General features: G+C 72.3%; 11 protein-coding genes. 3 read left to right on the plus strand and 8 right to left on the minus strand.

The features are described from left to right. Both IF06_RS0128450 and IF06_RS0128455 read right to left on the minus strand, forming a co-directional pair. Positions 1-669, minus strand: a 669-nt coding sequence (locus tag IF06_RS0128450) for an endo-1,4-beta-xylanase (RefSeq protein WP_198039694.1), incomplete at its 3' end; no start/stop codon positions are given. Between the two features lie 214 nt (positions 670-883). Next, positions 884-3,757, minus strand: coding sequence for a glycoside hydrolase family 9 protein (locus tag IF06_RS0128455; RefSeq protein ID WP_030274671.1), 2,874 nt, complete (start codon positions 3,755-3,757; stop codon positions 884-886). 429 nt (positions 3,758-4,186) lie between these two features. Between IF06_RS0128455 and IF06_RS0128460 the strand changes: the two genes are divergently transcribed. Then, positions 4,187-5,752, plus strand: coding sequence for an aldehyde dehydrogenase family protein (locus IF06_RS0128460; RefSeq protein ID WP_030274673.1), 1,566 nt, complete (start codon positions 4,187-4,189; stop codon positions 5,750-5,752). Between the two features lie 175 nt (positions 5,753-5,927). On the opposite strand, the gene IF06_RS0128465 is transcribed toward IF06_RS0128460, so the two are convergent. Beyond that, positions 5,928-7,016 carry a GNAT family N-acetyltransferase gene (locus IF06_RS0128465; RefSeq protein ID WP_030274675.1) on the minus strand — a complete coding sequence of 363 codons (1,089 nt, stop codon included), beginning with the start codon at positions 7,014-7,016 and terminating at the stop codon, positions 5,928-5,930. 80 nt (positions 7,017-7,096) lie between these two features. Next, positions 7,097-7,801, minus strand: coding sequence for an amino acid-binding protein (locus tag IF06_RS0128470; RefSeq protein WP_013474552.1), 705 nt, complete (start codon positions 7,799-7,801; stop codon positions 7,097-7,099). Between the two features lie 149 nt (positions 7,802-7,950). On the opposite strand from IF06_RS0128470, the gene IF06_RS0128475 reads away from it, so the two are divergent. Then, positions 7,951-9,024, plus strand: coding sequence for a phosphotransferase family protein (locus IF06_RS0128475; RefSeq protein WP_030274677.1), 1,074 nt, complete (start codon positions 7,951-7,953; stop codon positions 9,022-9,024). After that, entirely contained in the window at positions 9,025-10,236 is a 1,212-nt protein-coding gene (locus IF06_RS0128480; RefSeq protein WP_030274680.1) for an acyl-CoA dehydrogenase family protein, read from the plus strand. Positions 10,237-10,261: 25 nt separating this feature from the next. Here IF06_RS0128480 and IF06_RS0128485 read toward each other — a convergent pair whose 3' ends face one another. The 4 genes from IF06_RS0128485 to IF06_RS0128500 form a co-directional block, all read right to left on the minus strand. Further along, complete coding sequence (locus IF06_RS0128485) at positions 10,262-11,308, minus strand: LacI family DNA-binding transcriptional regulator (RefSeq protein WP_013284859.1); 1,047 nt, start codon at positions 11,306-11,308, stop codon at positions 10,262-10,264. An 82-nt stretch (positions 11,309-11,390) separates the two neighbouring features. Beyond that, positions 11,391-12,824 (minus strand): GH1 family beta-glucosidase, encoded by a 1,434-nt coding sequence (locus IF06_RS0128490; protein WP_013284858.1) that lies wholly within the window; start codon positions 12,822-12,824, stop codon positions 11,391-11,393. Next, positions 12,821-13,621 carry a carbohydrate ABC transporter permease gene (locus IF06_RS0128495; RefSeq protein WP_030274682.1) on the minus strand — a complete coding sequence of 267 codons (801 nt, stop codon included), beginning with the start codon at positions 13,619-13,621 and terminating at the stop codon, positions 12,821-12,823. The genes IF06_RS0128490 and IF06_RS0128495 overlap by 4 nt, the downstream gene beginning before the upstream one ends. Before the next feature lie 105 nt (positions 13,622-13,726). Continuing rightward, complete coding sequence (locus tag IF06_RS0128500; RefSeq protein ID WP_013284856.1) at positions 13,727-14,707, minus strand: carbohydrate ABC transporter permease; 981 nt, start codon at positions 14,705-14,707, stop codon at positions 13,727-13,729. Positions 14,708-14,778: the final 71 nt, after the last annotated feature.

The raw sequence follows: 14,778 nt of genomic DNA on the forward strand, positions 1-14,778 counted from the left end.
GCCGTACGACCAGTTCTCGATGTTGTAGTCGTTGTAGCAGAGCTTCACCGACGGATCCGCCGCCCGAGCGGTACGGAACGCCACCTCGATCCAGTCGTTACCGGTGCCCTGCAGGTTCGACTGGCGGCGGCTGCCGTCCTCGTTGAACGCCTCGTTCACCACGTCCCACGCGGCCAGCTTGCCCCGGTAGTGGCCCATCACGCCGTTGATGTGGTCGACCATCGCCTGACGCAGGTTGCTGCCGCTCAGGCTCTGCATCCAGCCCGGCTGCTGCGCGTGCCACGCCAGCGTGTGGCCACGGACCTTCAAGCCGCGCTGGGTCGCCCAGTTGTAGATCTGGTCACCGGAGTTGAAGTTGAACTGGCCCCGCTGGGGCTGGGTCGCGTCCGGCTTCATCTCGTTCTCGGCGGTGATCATGTTGAACTCACGTCCGGCGATCGTGCTGTACGTCGAGTCGCCGAGCCGGCCCGCCGCGATGGCGGTGCCGAAGTACCGGCCCGACTGCGTGGCGGCGGCGCCCAGCGTGGACGCGGCGGCGTTCGCCGACGGCATCATCACCGCGACGGCTGCCACCGTCACGGCGCTGACCGCGCCGGCGAGCAGCGCCCGGACGGCCGGTGATCGCCGTCGTCGACTCCCGCCGCGATGAACGGATGGGCTCATTGCCATCTTGGCCTCCTTACTGGCCAACACCCAGGCCGTCGGGGCGGAACGACTGGACGTCTCGATTGGGGTATCTAGCTCCGTCGATGCTTCCATCGCGCATCGGCGGGGACAATGGTGTTTCGGAAAAGTTTCGGAACGTTTTTGGTCGCGCGAGGCATGGCGTGGCGTGGCCGGTCCCCCGGGGTGCGGTACCGGCCACGCCACGCCGCCTCGGCGGTCAGGAGACGGTGCAGGCGGAGCCGTTCAGCGTGAACGCGGTGGGCCTCGGGTTGGCGCCGGTGTGGGTGCCGTTGAAGCCGAAGCTCGTCGACGCGCCCGGCGCCAGCGTCCCGTTGTAGGACAGGTTCGACGCGGTCACCGCCGTGCCGGTCTGCGTCACGTTCGCCGACCAGGCCTGCCCGACCTTCTGGCCGCTGTTGCCGAAGGTGAACGCCAGCGTCCAGCCGTTGATCGCCGTGGTGCCGGTGTTGGCGACAGTGATGTTCGCGGTGAACCCGGTGTCCCAGGTGTTCGCCGTCCAGGTCACCGCGCAGGAGCCGCCGGCGGGCGGGGCCGTGGTGGTCACCGTGACGCCGGGCGACGCGGGCGAGACGTTGCCGGCCGCGTCCACCGCCACCACTGTGAACGTGTACGTGGTGGAGGCGGTCAGCCCGGTCACCGCCAGCGTGGTGCCGGTGGCGGAGCCGACCAGGACGTTCCCGCCGCGGTAGACGCGGTACCCGGTGACGCCCACCGCGTCGGTGGACGGGCCCCAGGTCAGCGTCAGGCCGGTCGGGCCGACCGCGGAGGCGGTGGGCGCGCCCGGCGCGGTCGGCGGTGTGGTGTCCGGCGCCGGGCCGGCCGGCGTGGTGACGGCCAGCGCCGCCGACGCCGCCGAGCGGTTGCCGGCACCGTCGAGCGCCCGCACTGTGAACTGGTACGTCCGTTCCGGGGCCAGCCCGGTCACCGCGAGCGTGTTTGTGGTGGCGGTCCGCAGCACCAGCGCGTCGCTTCCGGTCTGCGACTGGGTGATCTCGTACCCGGCCAGGCCGCTGCCGCCGGTGTCGGTGGACGCGGCCCAGGTCAGCGTGAGCCCGCTCGACGTGACGGCGGACGCGACGGGCGTGCCGGGCACTGTGGGCGCGGTGGTGTCAGGGGTGACCGGGCCGGGCTCCTCGCCCCAGACGCGGACGCCACCGGAGTAGAGCGGCACCTTCCGGTTCGGCCCCGCGGTGGCCTGGTAGGACGGGTCGTTCGCCGGATCCCAGGTGCCGCCCTCCGGCACCCCGATCTTGAACTGGACCTCCATCCGGTGCTGCGACTGCCCGGCCGGAGCGATGGTGTAGCCGGTGCAGTCGACCTCGACGTACCAGATGTCGCCGGAGAACTGCTTCGCCGTCGACGGCGACGGGCAGCCCTGGGTGTAGCCGGGCGTGACGGTGACCGGTCCGGTGCCGTCGGGCCGGAAGAAGTACCGGAACTTTCCGGTCGTCAGCGCCCGGGCCGGGAACGCCGACTTGTTGTAGATGATCGCCTTGAGCCCGGTGGCGCGCGGCTCGGCCTGCATCACTGTGGTCTCCACAGTCAGCTCGTCCAGGTCGGGCGTCTCGGCGGACGGGAAACCGGCGCGCGGGCTGCCGCCGTACTCGTTCGTGAGCCGGGCCAGCGCGGAGGTGAAGCCGGCGTTGTAGTCGGTGGCGACCTCGTTCATCACGTAGTCCGACCGGCTGTCGGTGTATGCGTCGTTGGCCGAGGACGGGCCGCCGACCAGCGCGCCGTAGAGCACGTGCCGGGTCTCGGTGGGCACGGTCTGGCTGTCCCACCAGGAGCCGTGCGCGGTGCGGTGGTGCGGGTTGCGCGGCGAGTTGGTGCCGAAGCCGATCTGGTAGCTGGAGTTGCGCGGGTTGTCGCCGAGCGCGTAGTTGATCTGCCGGACCGCGAAGTCGTGGTAGCGCGCCTTACGGGTGGTGTCCGTGGTCCTGTCGCTGTAGACGAGCGCGGCGAACGCGGTGTTGGAGGCGTACCGCAGCGCGCCCCACGAGTCGAGCACCGCCATCCCGCCCGGCGAGTACGGCACCCGCTGACCGTTGACGCCCACCGTCCAGTAGTCGAGCCACCGGTTGGCGTCGTCGACGTACTTCTGCTTGCCGGTGAGGTTCGCCAGCAGCACGTACGCGCCGAACTGCTTGTTGTCCCAGGCGATGGTCCACTTGTAGGAGCGGGTGGTGGACTGCGGCTCGGTGCCGAGCTTGTCGTACTCGCTCTCGGCCTTGGCGAGGTAGGTGGCGTCGCCGGTGGCCCGGTACAGCCAGATCGCGCCCCAGACCAGTTCGTCCTGGTAGCCGCTCCACGACTTGTAGAAGCTCGTCGCGTCGGTGATGCACTCGTGGTAGTTCTTCCGCACGGTGTCGGCGAACGCGTAGAGCTGCTTGGCGTGGCCGAGCAGCTTGTCCGCGTAGGCCGCGTCGGTGGACCGGAACACCATGGACGAGGCGGCCATCGCGGCCGCCGTCTCCCCCGCCAGGTCCGCGCCGCCACAGCTCGCGTCGATCTTGTACGCGGGCCGCGCCATCGGCATCACCTCGGCCGGACCCCACCACTTGTGGTCGTCGTCGCCCTTGCCGACCTGTCCGTAGAGGACGTTCGGGGCGGAGTGCGCCTTGACGAAGTAGTCGTTGACGAAGCGCAGGTTGTTCAGCAGGTGGGTGAGCTGGCCGGAGGCGACGTACCCGTCGCGGTACTCGACCGCGCCCCACGCCAGCATGGTGGCGCTGAACGCCATCGGGAAGCCGAACTTCACGTGGTCGCCGGCGTCGTACCAGCCGCCGGTGAGGTCGACGCCGACGTCGGCGCCGTCGGTGAGCGCCGAGTCGCCGCGCCAGGAGACCCGGTTCCAGGAGGGCTTGCGGCCCGACTGCTGCGCCTCGTAGAAGAACAGCGACTTCTGCAACGCCTCGGCGTAGTTGAACGCGGGCGCGGCCTGTGCGGCGGAGGCGGACGCGGGTGGCGGGGCGGCGGCGGCCGTGGCCAGGCCGACGGCCAGCGCGGCGCCGGCGGCGAACAGCCGGCGGAGCCGGGACCGGCCTCCCGGCGGCGGAATCGGACGGGGCATGGCGAGCTCCTGTGGCTGGCGCCGGGCGGCAGCCGGAGCGGGGACGGTATCGCAGGGCTCCGGCTGCCGCGTGGCGGTGGTGGTGGGGTGTCCCTGAGAGGTTCGGGAGCGCTCCCATGGACAATCGACAATGTAATGCGCCGTTCATCACAGGGGAAGAGCGCGCTGATCCGGGCCGCCCGGGCGTACTCACGGGTAACCATCGGGAGCTGGATCACACCATCGATATTTGTCGATATAGAGCGTATTCGGTCCCAGCTCAGCGGCATCGTCACGGTGGTGAATGCAGCCGCCGGGCTGTCGTCGGCGGCGCGGCCGTCCTGGCATACGAGCGTACGGTTGCCCGGCCGCTCCGGCCCGCGGGACAGTACGCCTCACCTGCGGTGCCATCGACGCCGCCGCTCCCCGGACGACACTGAGGAGATCGCGATGGCTCTACGACTCGCCGAGGGCACCTCCTGGTCCGACACCCTCGCCCGGGCGGTGGCCGCCACACCCGAGGCGTTCGGCACCGGCCCCGACGGCACCACGACGCTGCACAACCTCGTCCAGGGCGACTGGCGCGCGCTCGGCACGCCCACCGCCGTACGGACCCCGGTGGACAACACGGTGCTGGTGAACCTCGCCCGGCTCGACGCCGAGACGGCCCGCGCCGCCGTCGCCCACGCCGCCGACGCGCACCGGGAGTGGGCACAGACCCCGCTGGCCGAGCGCGTCGCCCGGGTCACCGACGCCCTCGACGCGCTCACCGCACACCGCGACCTGCTCGCCCTGCTGCTGGTCTGGGAGATCGGCAAGCCGTGGCGCCTGGCCTGCGCCGACGTGGACCGCGCGCTGGACGGCGTGCGCTGGTACGCGCAGGAGATCGAGCGGATGCTCGCCGACGGGCGGGAGCCGCTGCCCGGCCCGGTCAGCAACATCGCCTCCTGGAACTACCCGATGAGCGTGCTCGTGCACGCCGAGCTGGTGCAGCTGCTCGCCGGCAACGCGGTGATCGCCAAGACCCCGTCGCAGGGCGGCGCGGTCTGCCTCACCGTCGCGCACGCGCTGATGCGCCGCGCCGGGCTGCCCGCCACGCTGCTGTCCGGCAGCGGCGAGGAACTGTCCGAGGTGCTCGTCCGCGCACCGGAGATCGGCGCGGTGGCGTTCGTCGGCGGGCGCTCCAACGGCGGCAAGGTCGCCGCCGCGCTGCTCGACTGCGACAAGCGGCACTTCATCGAGCAGGAGGGCCTCAACGCCTGGGGCATCTGGAACTTCTCCCAGTGGGACTCGCTCGCCGCCCACCTGCGCAAGGGCTTCGAGTACGGCAAGCAGCGCTGCACCGCGTACCCCCGGTTCGTGGTCCAGCGCGACCTGGTCGACGAGTTCCTCGACATGTACCTGCCTGTGGTCCGGTCGATCCGGTTCGGGCACCCGCTCGCCGTCGGCGACGACTGGTCGGCCGGCGACCCGCTGCCCGAGCTGGACTTCGGGCCGCTGATCAGCGGGGCGAAGGCCGACGAGCTGCGGCGCAAGGTCGACGAGGCGGTACGCGGCGGCGCCGTGCCGCTGCACCGCGGCAAGCTCGACGGCGCACCGTTCCTGGACGGGCAGGACACGTCCGCGTACGTCGCACCGGCCGTGCTGCTGGCCCCGCCCGGCCGGTCCCGCCTCATGCACGCCGAGCCGTTCGGCCCGGTCGACACCATCGTCGTGGTGGACACCACCGACGAGCTGCTGGCCCAGATGAACGCCTCCAACGGCGCGCTCGTCGCGTCGCTCGCCTGCGACGACGAGGAGCTCGCCGGCAAGCTGGCGGTGGACCTCCAGGCGTTCAAGGTGGGCATCAACAAGCCGCGGTCCCGGGGCGACCGGGACGAGCCGTTCGGCGGCCGGGGCGCGTCCTGGAAGGGCGCGTTCGTCGGCGGCGACCTGCTCGTGCAGGCGGTCACAGTCGGTGGTGACGGCCGGCTCTACGGCAACTTCCCCGACTACAACAGCTACCCGGCCACCTGATCGCACACAGACGGGCGGGGCCCCCGCATCGGGAGCCCCGCCGTGTCACCGTCCCCCGTATCGGAGGTCGGCCCGGGTGGCGCGTGACCGCGCCGGTTCCGGCCGTCGGGCCGTACCCCTCGGGTGTGCCGCGCCGTTGCGGCGCACCTCCGGGATCCGGCCGGCGGCCGTCAGCTCAACTCGACCGCTGTGCCGGCACCGTCACCCCGGCCCGCGCGGCCGGCTCGGCCGCCGGCCGTGCGGCCAGCGGCAGCGTCGCGGTCAGCACGCCGCCGTCGCGTTCCATCGCCACCGGCCGGTCCAGCCGGCGCAGCGTCCGCAGCATCGGCGTGTTCTCGGACTGCACGTGCAGCAGCACGGCGGCGTATCCGGCACGGTCGGCGTGGCCCACCAGGCGGCGCAGCAGCGCCGAGCCGAGGCCCCGGCGCTGCCAGTCGTCGCGGACCAGCAGCGCCGCCTCGGCCTCGTCGCCCTCGCCGAGCAGGTTCGCCATCGCCACGACCGGCTCCGCCGCCCCGCCGGAGCCCGCCGTGGCGAGCAGTGTCACGCCCCGCGCCGGTTCCAGCAGCCGGCGCAGCCGGGCCGGCGACGGGTCCGCCGCCCCGCTCAGGTAGCGCCGCTGCCGGCTGCGCGCCGAGCAGGCGGCGTGCAGGTCACGTACGCCGGGGACGTCCTCGGCGGTCGCGGCCCGCACCGACACCTCACCGCCGTCCGGCAGCACCAGCGTGATCCGGTCAGCGTCCCGCCGGGCCAGTGTCGCCGCCAGCTCGACCAGGGCCTGTGCGCGGGCGTACTCGGCCGGGGTGAAGCTGGGCTCCCGGCGATGCAGTTCGTGGGCGCCGCCGGCCGGGTCGGCGAGCACCATCGTGGTGCCGCCCACCCCGCCCGGCGCGGTGGCGGGCGTCGGACGCCAGGTCACCGAGTCGGCGCCGAGCAGCGTGCGCAGCACCTCGCCGGTCGCCTCCGGGTCTCGCACCAGCCGCCCGGCGAGCCCGAGCAGCCGGGTCGGCTCGTCGGCCAGCCCGCGCGCCCCGCTGCGCGCGATCCAGCAGTCCCGGCCCCGGCCCCGCTCCACGGCGGCCCGCAGCTCCGCCTCGGTCACCTGCTCGGGCGCGTCGACCAGGAAGTCGTCGACCGCGCCGGCCTCGGTGGTGTGCACCTGCACGCTGAGGATGTTGACCCCGCGCAACGCGAGGCTCGCCGTGAGCACCGACAGGTAACCCGGCCGGTCGTCCACCGTGGCTCGGATCCGCCAGAGCGCCATGGTTGTCTCCCTTCCTCGGCACCGACCATGCCGTGCGCCTGTTGCGGGCCCGTTGCCCCCGGGTGACGTGGGCCGTCCGGTCAGGTGACGGTGGTCACGGGCGGCGTGCCGACCAGGTCCAGCCGGTCGCCGAGGATCACCGCGCCGGCGCGGACGAGCTGGGCGAGCCGGTCCACCTCGGTGGAGTGGAACCCGGCGGCGGCGAGCGGTTCGCTGTGGTCACGGGCGACCACGAGCACCAGCCCGGCCCGGCCGAACGGCGCCACCGCGTAGTGGTGCCCGTCCGGGCTGGTCATGGCGCGCGCCCGCAGCGGGGTCACCTCCGGCAGCCGCGGCGGCACCGGCGCCCGCCAGCTCGCGTGCCCGATCGCGGCGACGCCGGCCTCGCCGCTGCGCGAGGCCCAGTCCAGGGGTACGACGGCGACCACCGCCCAGTCCGCGGCGAGCAGCCCCGGCACCGCGTCGACGAGCGTGGCCACCCCGTCGACCGGGTTCGCCGCCACCTGGGCGAGCAGTTCGGCGTCCTGCCCGGTGGTGGTGGGCGCGCCGATCGCCCGCCACACGCCGTCCACCCGGACGCCGGGGATCGCGGCCAGCCCGGCGAGCATCCGCTCCACCCGCGCCGCACCCGGCCAGACCACCGTGAAGTCGTCCACCGCCCGGCCGCCGAGCCGTTCCAGCACCACCACCTGCACGATGTCCGCGCCGGAGACGCCGAGTGTCCGGGCCACCTGGCCGAGCGTGCCCGGACGGTCCGGCAGGGTCACCCGAACTCTCAGCAGCATGTCTGATCCCCTCCGCTCGGCGGGCCGGCCGAGCGGCCGGCAGGCTGGGCCCAGCCTGCCGGTTGACCATTTCGCCCCTGTTGCAAGGGCATGTCCCGCCGGGAAAACCCGACCTTGACAACAAAGCTGAGCTGCCATCAACTAATCGGATGACCGATCCGGCCGCCGATGTCGCCGCGCCCTCGACCGGTCCGGCCCCACGCGGGCTCGACCTCGACCGGCTCGCCGCCCACCTGGCCGTCCACCGGCCGGACCTGAGCGGGCCGCTGTCGGCGCGGCTGATCGCCGGCGGCAAGTCCAACCTCACCTACCTGCTGCGCGCCGGCGACCGCGAGGTGGTGCTGCGCCGGCCGCCCCTGGGGCACGTGCTGGCCACCGCGCACGACATGGCCCGCGAGCACCGGGTGATCTCGGCGCTCACGCCGACCGGCGTACCGGTGCCGGAGGCGCTGCTGCTGTGCACCGACGAGAGCGTCATCGGCGCGCCGTTCTACCTGATGGCGAAGGTCGACGGCGAGGTCTACCGGCGGCGCGAGCAGACCGACGCGCTCACCGCCGCCCAGCGGCGTGACCTCGCCATGGCGATGATGGACACGCTCGCCACGCTGCACCGGGTCGAGCCGGCCGAGGTAGGGCTGGCCGACTTCGGCCGCCCGGAGGGCTACCTGGCCCGGCAGGTGCGCCGCTGGGCCGGCCAGCTCGACCGGTCCCGCAGCCGGCCGCTGCCCGGCATCGACGAGCTGCGCGACGCGCTGGCCGCCAGCGTGCCCGAGGGCGCGAACGCGGGCCGGATCGTGCACGGCGACTACCGGCTGGACAACCTGCTCGCCACCGTCGACCCGGTGGCGGTGCGGGCGGTGCTCGACTGGGAGATGGCCACGCTCGGCGACCCGCTGGCCGACCTCGGGCTGCTGCTGACGTACTGGGACGTGCTCGGCGACAGCGACCACGGCGAGGGCAACCCGGTCGCCGACGGCATCGGGCCGCGCGCCGGCTTCCCGACCGGCGCCGAGCTGATCGAGCGGTACGCCGGGCGCAGCGACGTCGACGTCGGCCCGCTGCACTGGCACGTGGCACTCGGCTGTTTCAAGCTCGCGGTGATCTGCGAGGGCATCCACTACCGGCACACGCTCGGCCAGACGCTGGGCGAGGGCTTCGACCGGATCGGCGACATGGTGGCGCCGCTCGTGGCACACGGACTGCACGCGGTGAGGGAGAGCTAGATGGAGTTCGCGTACGACGACCGGACGGTCGAGCTGCGGCAGCGGCTGGAGGCGTTCCTCACCGAGTGCGTGTACCCGGCCGAGCCGGTGCACCACGAGCAGGTGGCCGCGGCCGGCGACCCCTGGGCCCGCCCGCCGGTGATGGAGGAACTCAAAGCCGAGGCGCGGGCGCGCGGGCTGTGGAACCTGTTCCTGCCCGACGCCCGCTACGGCGCCGGGCTGACCAACCTCCAGTACGCGCCGCTGGCCGAGCTGACCGGCCGCAGCCCGCACCTGGCCCCGGAGGCGCTCAACTGCGCCGCGCCGGACACCGGCAACATGGAACTGCTCGCCGAGTTCGGCTCCGAGGAGCAGCGCAAGCAGTGGCTCATGCCGCTGCTCGCCGGTGAGATCCGGTCCGCGTTCTGCATGACCGAGCCGGAGGTGGCGTCCTCCGACGCGACGAACATCGCCACCCGGATCACCCGCGACGGCGACCACTACGTGATCAACGGCCGCAAGTGGTGGTCGTCCGGGGCGATGGACCCGCGCTGCGAGATCTTCATCGTGATGGGCAAGACCGACCCGGACGCCGACCGGCACCGCCAGCAGAGCATGATCCTGGTCCCCCGGGACACCCCCGGCGTGACCGTACGGCGCGGGATGCGGGTCTTCGGCTACAGCGACGCCCCGCACGGCGGGCACGCCGAGATCGACTTCACCGACGTCCGGGTGCCGGTGGACAACCTGGTCGGCGAGGAGGGCACCGGGTTCGCCATCGCCCAGGCCCGGCTCGGCCCCGGCCGGATCCACCACTGCATGCGCCTGATCGGCATGGCCGAGCGGGCCCTGGAGCTGCTCTGCCGGCGCGTGCTCGACCGGATCGCGTTCGGCCGCCCGCTCGCCGAGCAGGGCGTGGTCCGCGAGTGGATCGCCGAGTCGCGGGTCCGGATCGAGCAGGCCCGCCTGCTGGTGCTCAAGACCGCGTGGCTGATGGACACCGTCGGCAACAAGGGCGCGCACAGCGAGATCCAGGCCATCAAGATCGCCACGCCGCTGATGGCCGAGTGGGTGATCGACAAGGCCATCCAGGCGTACGGCGGGGCCGGGGTCAGCCAGGACACCCCGCTGGCCGAACTGTGGGCGCAGGCCCGCACGTTGCGCCTGGCCGACGGCCCGGACGAGGTCCACCGCGCGTCGCTGGCCCGCCGCGAACTGCGCCGCTGGTCCTGACCGCTCCCCCGTCGCCGGGGGTGGGTCAGCCGGAGGCCCGGTGGATCAGCTCGGTGTCCAGCAGCACGTGCGGGGAGGGGACCTCCTCGCCGCGGATGCGGGACACCAGCAGCCGGGCCATCTGCCGGCCCATCTCCTCCACCGGCTGGAACACGGTGGTCAGCGGCGGCTCGGCCTGACGCGCGATCGGGGCGTCGTCGAAGCCGATCACCGCCACGTCCTCGGGCACCCGGCGGCCGGCCTCGCGCAACGCGCGCAGCGCGCCGAACGCCATCAGGTCGGAGGCCACGAACACGGCGTCCAGCTCCGGGCAGACGTCGAGCAGCCGGCGCATGGCCGCGGTGCCGCTGCCCTCGCTGAAGTCCCCGTACGCGATCAGGCCCGGGTCGACCCGGCCGCCGGCCGCGCGCACGGCCTCCTGGTAGCCGGAGAGCCGGGCCAGGCCGGCGCCCATGTCCTGCGGGCCCGCGATGGTCGCGACCCGCCGGCGGCCCTGGCGGAACAGGTGCTCCACCGCCTGCCGCGCGCCGCCGACGTTGTCCATGTCGACGAACCACGCCGGCTGCGCGTTCGGGTGCAGCATCCGCGCCGGACGGCCGCCGAGCACCGTCGGGAGACCGCGCTCCTCCAGCAGCGTGGGCAGCGGGTCCGCGTCGTGCAGGGACAGCAGGAGTACGCCGTCCACGTGCTGGTTGGTCAGGTGGTGCTCGACCCGTTCCCGCTCGATCGGCGACTGCACCATGGCCAGCCAGAGCTGCATCGGCGTCTCCACCAGCCCGGAGCTGACGCCCCGGACGATGGCCGCGAAGAACGGCTCGGTGAAGACCCGCTCCCCCGACTCGGACACGACCAGTGCGACCGAGTCGGTCCGCTGGGTGACCAGCGCACGGGCGGCACGGTTCGGCACGTACCCCAGTTCGGCGATGGCCTGCTGGACGGCGGCCCGGGCCTCCGGACTGACCTGCGGCGAGCCGTTGACCACGCGGGAGACCGTGCCGCGCCCGACGCCGGCGCGGGCCGCGACCGCGTCGAGGGTCGGACGCCCGAGCGAGCGGGTGCGCTGCGTTGTCATCGTTGTGCTCCTCCGACGGTCGGGCGGACCCGGCACCGATTGAGGCGTCGGCGCCGGGCCGCCCGTTACTGGCTGGCCCAGCTTATTGTGCGGGCAGTCCGTTGCGTCGGATCACGTCGGCGTACCACCTGGCGCTGGACTTCGCGATCCGGGCCTGGCTGTCGTAGTCGACATAGACCATGCCGAACCGCTTCGTGTAACCCCAGGCCCACTCGAAGTTGTCCAGAAGCGACCAGGCGAAGTAGCCCTTGAGCGGCACGCCGGCCTCGATCGCGGCGTGCGCCGCGCGCAGGTGCGCGGCGAAGTAGGCCAGCCGGTCCGGGTCGTCCACCCGGCCGTCGACCAGCTCGTCGACGAACGCCGAGCCGTTCTCGGTGACGTAGAGCGGCAGGTCGGTGTACTCCCGGTGGACCCGCTCCAGCGTCTCCACCAGGCCCGGGGCGTCGATCTCCCAGTCCATGTCCGTCACCGGGACACCCCGGGTGACGAACCGGACGTCCTCGCTGCCCGGCCAGCAGGACGGCGCCCGCCAGTAGGGCTCCGGCTCCGCGCCCTCGACCGGCGCGGCCACCACGTGCCGGCTGTAGTAGTTGACCCCGACCATGTCCAGCGGCGTGGAGATGGTCGCCAGGTCACCGTCGCGCACGTGCCCCATGTCGGTGACCTGACGCAGGTCCGCGACGAGGTCCGCCGGGTACGACCCGCGCAGCACCGGGTCCAGGAAGAACCGGTTCGCCAGCGCGTCGATCCGGCGGGCCGCGTCGGCGTCCGCCGCCGAGCCGCTCGCCGGGGTCACCGGGTACAGGTTGACTGTGATGCCGAGCTGCGCGTCCGGGCGGACCGCGCGTACCGCCTGCACGGCCAGGCCGTGACCGAGCATCAGGTGGTGCCCGGCCCGGACCGCGTCCGCGCCGTCCCTGCGGCCCGGCGCGTGCACGCCGGAGCCGTAGCCGAGGAACGCCGAGCACCACGGCTCGTTCAGCGTGGTGAAGTACTTCACCCGGTCACCGAGCGCCTCGGCGACCAGGTGGGCGTACTCGGCGAAGCGGGCCGCGGTGTCCCGGGCCGGCCAGCCGCCCGCGTCCTCCAGCGGCTGCGGCATGTCCCAGTGGTAGAGCGTCAGCCACGGCTCGATGCCGTGGCCGAGCAGCTCGTCGACCAGCCGGCGGTAGAAGTCCATGCCCTCCTGGTTGACCCCGCCGGTGCCGCCCGGCTGCACCCGCGGCCAGCTCACCGAGAAGCGGTACGACCGCAGGCCCAGGTCGGCCATCAGCCGCACGTCGTCAGGCATCCGGTGGTAGTGGTCACACGCCACGTCGCCGGTGTGCCCGGCCACCGTCCGGCCCTCCGTGTGGCTGAAGGTGTCCCAGATCGACGGGGCACGGCCGCCCTCCGTCGCCCCGCCCTCGATCTGGTACGCGGCGGTCGCCGCGCCCCAGAGGAAGTCGGACGGGAAGGTGAGGGCCGGACCGGCGTCGAGGACGCCGACAGCGGGCGGGCTTGCTGGGTTGCTCACGACTTGACGGCGCCTTCCATGATGCCGCCGATGATCTGGCGGCCAAACAGAACGAACACGACGAACAGGGGCAGGGTCGCGATCAACGTACCGGCGAAGATCTGCGAGTTGTCGGCGAAGTAGGCGGTGTTGAGGCTGCGCAGCGAGATCTGGACGGTCGGGTTGGACGGGTCCGCCAGCACCACGAACGGCCAGAAGAACTGGTTCCACTGCTCCATGAAGGTCAGCAGGCCCAGCACCGCGGCGGCCGGACGCAGCGCGGGTGCCACCACGTGCCAGTACACCCGCCAGGTCGAGCAGCCGTCCACCCGGGCGGCCTCGATCAACTCGTTCGGTACCGCCTGCTCGGCGTACTGGCGCATCATGAAGATGCCGAAGCCGCCGATCAGGAACGGGACGGTCACCGACGGCATGGTGTTCAGCCAGTCGAGCTTGGCCATCAGGATGTACAGCGGCAGCACGCCGAGCTGGATCGGCACCATCATCGAGGTGAGGATGATCAGCAGCAGCGCGTTCTTGCCCCGGAAGCGGAGCTTGGCGAACGCGAAGCCGGCCAGCGAGCCGAAGAACACGGTCGCGACGGTGATCGTCCCGGAGACCAGGAACGAGTTCATCAGGCCCTTGACGATGTTGGCGTCGCTGTTGGCGAGCACCCGCTCGATGTTCTCGCCGAGCTTGCCGCCGGGCAGGAACGGCGGAGGCCAGGAGTTGGCCGCGTCGTTCGTCCGGCTGGCGATCACGATCATCCAGTAGAACGGGAACAGGGACAGCAGCACGCCGAAGATCAGGCCGATCATGGTGAGCGGGCTGGCCTTCCAGAGCCGCTCGGCCCGGTGGGCGGTCTTGACCGGCGGACTCTGCCGGGTGGGCGGGCGGACGGCGGTGGTCGTCATCTCGTCACCTCACTTGTCGGAGCTGATGCGGCGGGCGAGCAGGTAGTTGATCGCCGACATCAACGCGATGAGCACGAAGAGCACGAGCGCGACCGCCCCGGCGTAGCCCCACCGGAAGCGCTGGTTCATCACGTCGAGCAGGTACATCGTGATGGTCTGGAACTGGCCCTCCGAACCACCGGAGAGACCGCCCGAGCCGCTGGTGAACAGCAGGGGCTCGGTGAACAGCTGGAGGCCGCCGATGGTGGAGATGATCAGCGTGAAGATGATCGTGGGGCGCAGCTGCGGGACCGTGATGGACCAGAACTGGCGCCGCCGGGAGGCGCCGTCCAGCGCCGCGGCCTCGTACATGTCCTTGCTGATCGACTGCATGGCGGCCAGGTAGATCAGCGCGTTGTAGCCGACCCAGCGCCAGTCGACCATGGTGGAGATGGCGAACCAGGAGGCGAAGCGGTTCGCCCGCCAGTCGATCGGGTCCAGGCCGACGCTGTCGAGCAGCCAGTTGACCAGGCCGAAGTCCTTGGCGTAGATCATCGAGAAGATCAGCGCGACCACAGCGGTCGAGGTGATGATCGGCATCGCGATGGCCATCCGGAAGAACGTCTGCGCGCGCAGCTTCCGGTTCAGCGCGTTGGCGAGCATCAGCGCCAGCAGCAGCTGGGGCACTGTGGAGAGCAGGAACATGCCGAACGTGTTGACCACCGCGTTCCAGAACTGCGGGTCCTCGGTGATCAGCTCGACGAAGTTGTCCATCCCGACGAAGGAGATCGTCGAGTTCAGCGGCGACCGGTCGGTCAGCGCGATCCAGACCGTGTACGCGATCGGGTACACGCCGAACACGGCGAAGATCACAAAGAACGGCAGGACGTACAGGTACGGCGAGTACTTCAGGTCCAGCCGGGTCATCGAGGCGGCGCGGCGGCGTGTGTGCCGTGCGGCGCGGGGCGCGCCGGGCTCGGGCGGCGCCGCGGCGTGCAGGTCGAGGCTCATGGGGAGTCCTTCTCCTCGGCCGGCGTCACCCGCCACACGGGCGACGCCGGACTCTGCGGGCACCGCGGGTG

The sequence above is a fragment of the Micromonospora globosa genome (genome assembly GCF_000717585.1).
Taxonomy (GTDB): Bacteria; Actinomycetota; Actinomycetes; order Mycobacteriales; family Micromonosporaceae; genus Micromonospora; species Micromonospora aurantiaca.

Coding starts and splice junctions, on each gene's coding strand:
- IF06_RS0128465 (WP_030274675.1), bottom strand. CDS start 7,016: ATGGCGCTCTGGCGGATCCGAGCCACGGTGGACGACCGGCCGGGTTAC.
- IF06_RS0128460 (WP_030274673.1), top strand. CDS start 4,187: ATGGCTCTACGACTCGCCGAGGGCACCTCCTGGTCCGACACCCTCGCC.
- IF06_RS0128500 (WP_013284856.1), bottom strand. CDS start 14,707: ATGAGCCTCGACCTGCACGCCGCGGCGCCGCCCGAGCCCGGCGCGCCC.
- IF06_RS0128480 (WP_030274680.1), top strand. CDS start 9,025: ATGGAGTTCGCGTACGACGACCGGACGGTCGAGCTGCGGCAGCGGCTG.
- IF06_RS0128470 (WP_013474552.1), bottom strand. CDS start 7,801: ATGCTGCTGAGAGTTCGGGTGACCCTGCCGGACCGTCCGGGCACGCTC.
- IF06_RS0128455 (WP_030274671.1), bottom strand. CDS start 3,757: ATGCCCCGTCCGATTCCGCCGCCGGGAGGCCGGTCCCGGCTCCGCCGG.
- IF06_RS0128475 (WP_030274677.1), top strand. CDS start 7,951: ATGACCGATCCGGCCGCCGATGTCGCCGCGCCCTCGACCGGTCCGGCC.
- IF06_RS0128485 (WP_013284859.1), bottom strand. CDS start 11,308: ATGACAACGCAGCGCACCCGCTCGCTCGGGCGTCCGACCCTCGACGCG.
- IF06_RS0128495 (WP_030274682.1), bottom strand. CDS start 13,621: ATGATCGGCCTGATCTTCGGCGTGCTGCTGTCCCTGTTCCCGTTCTAC.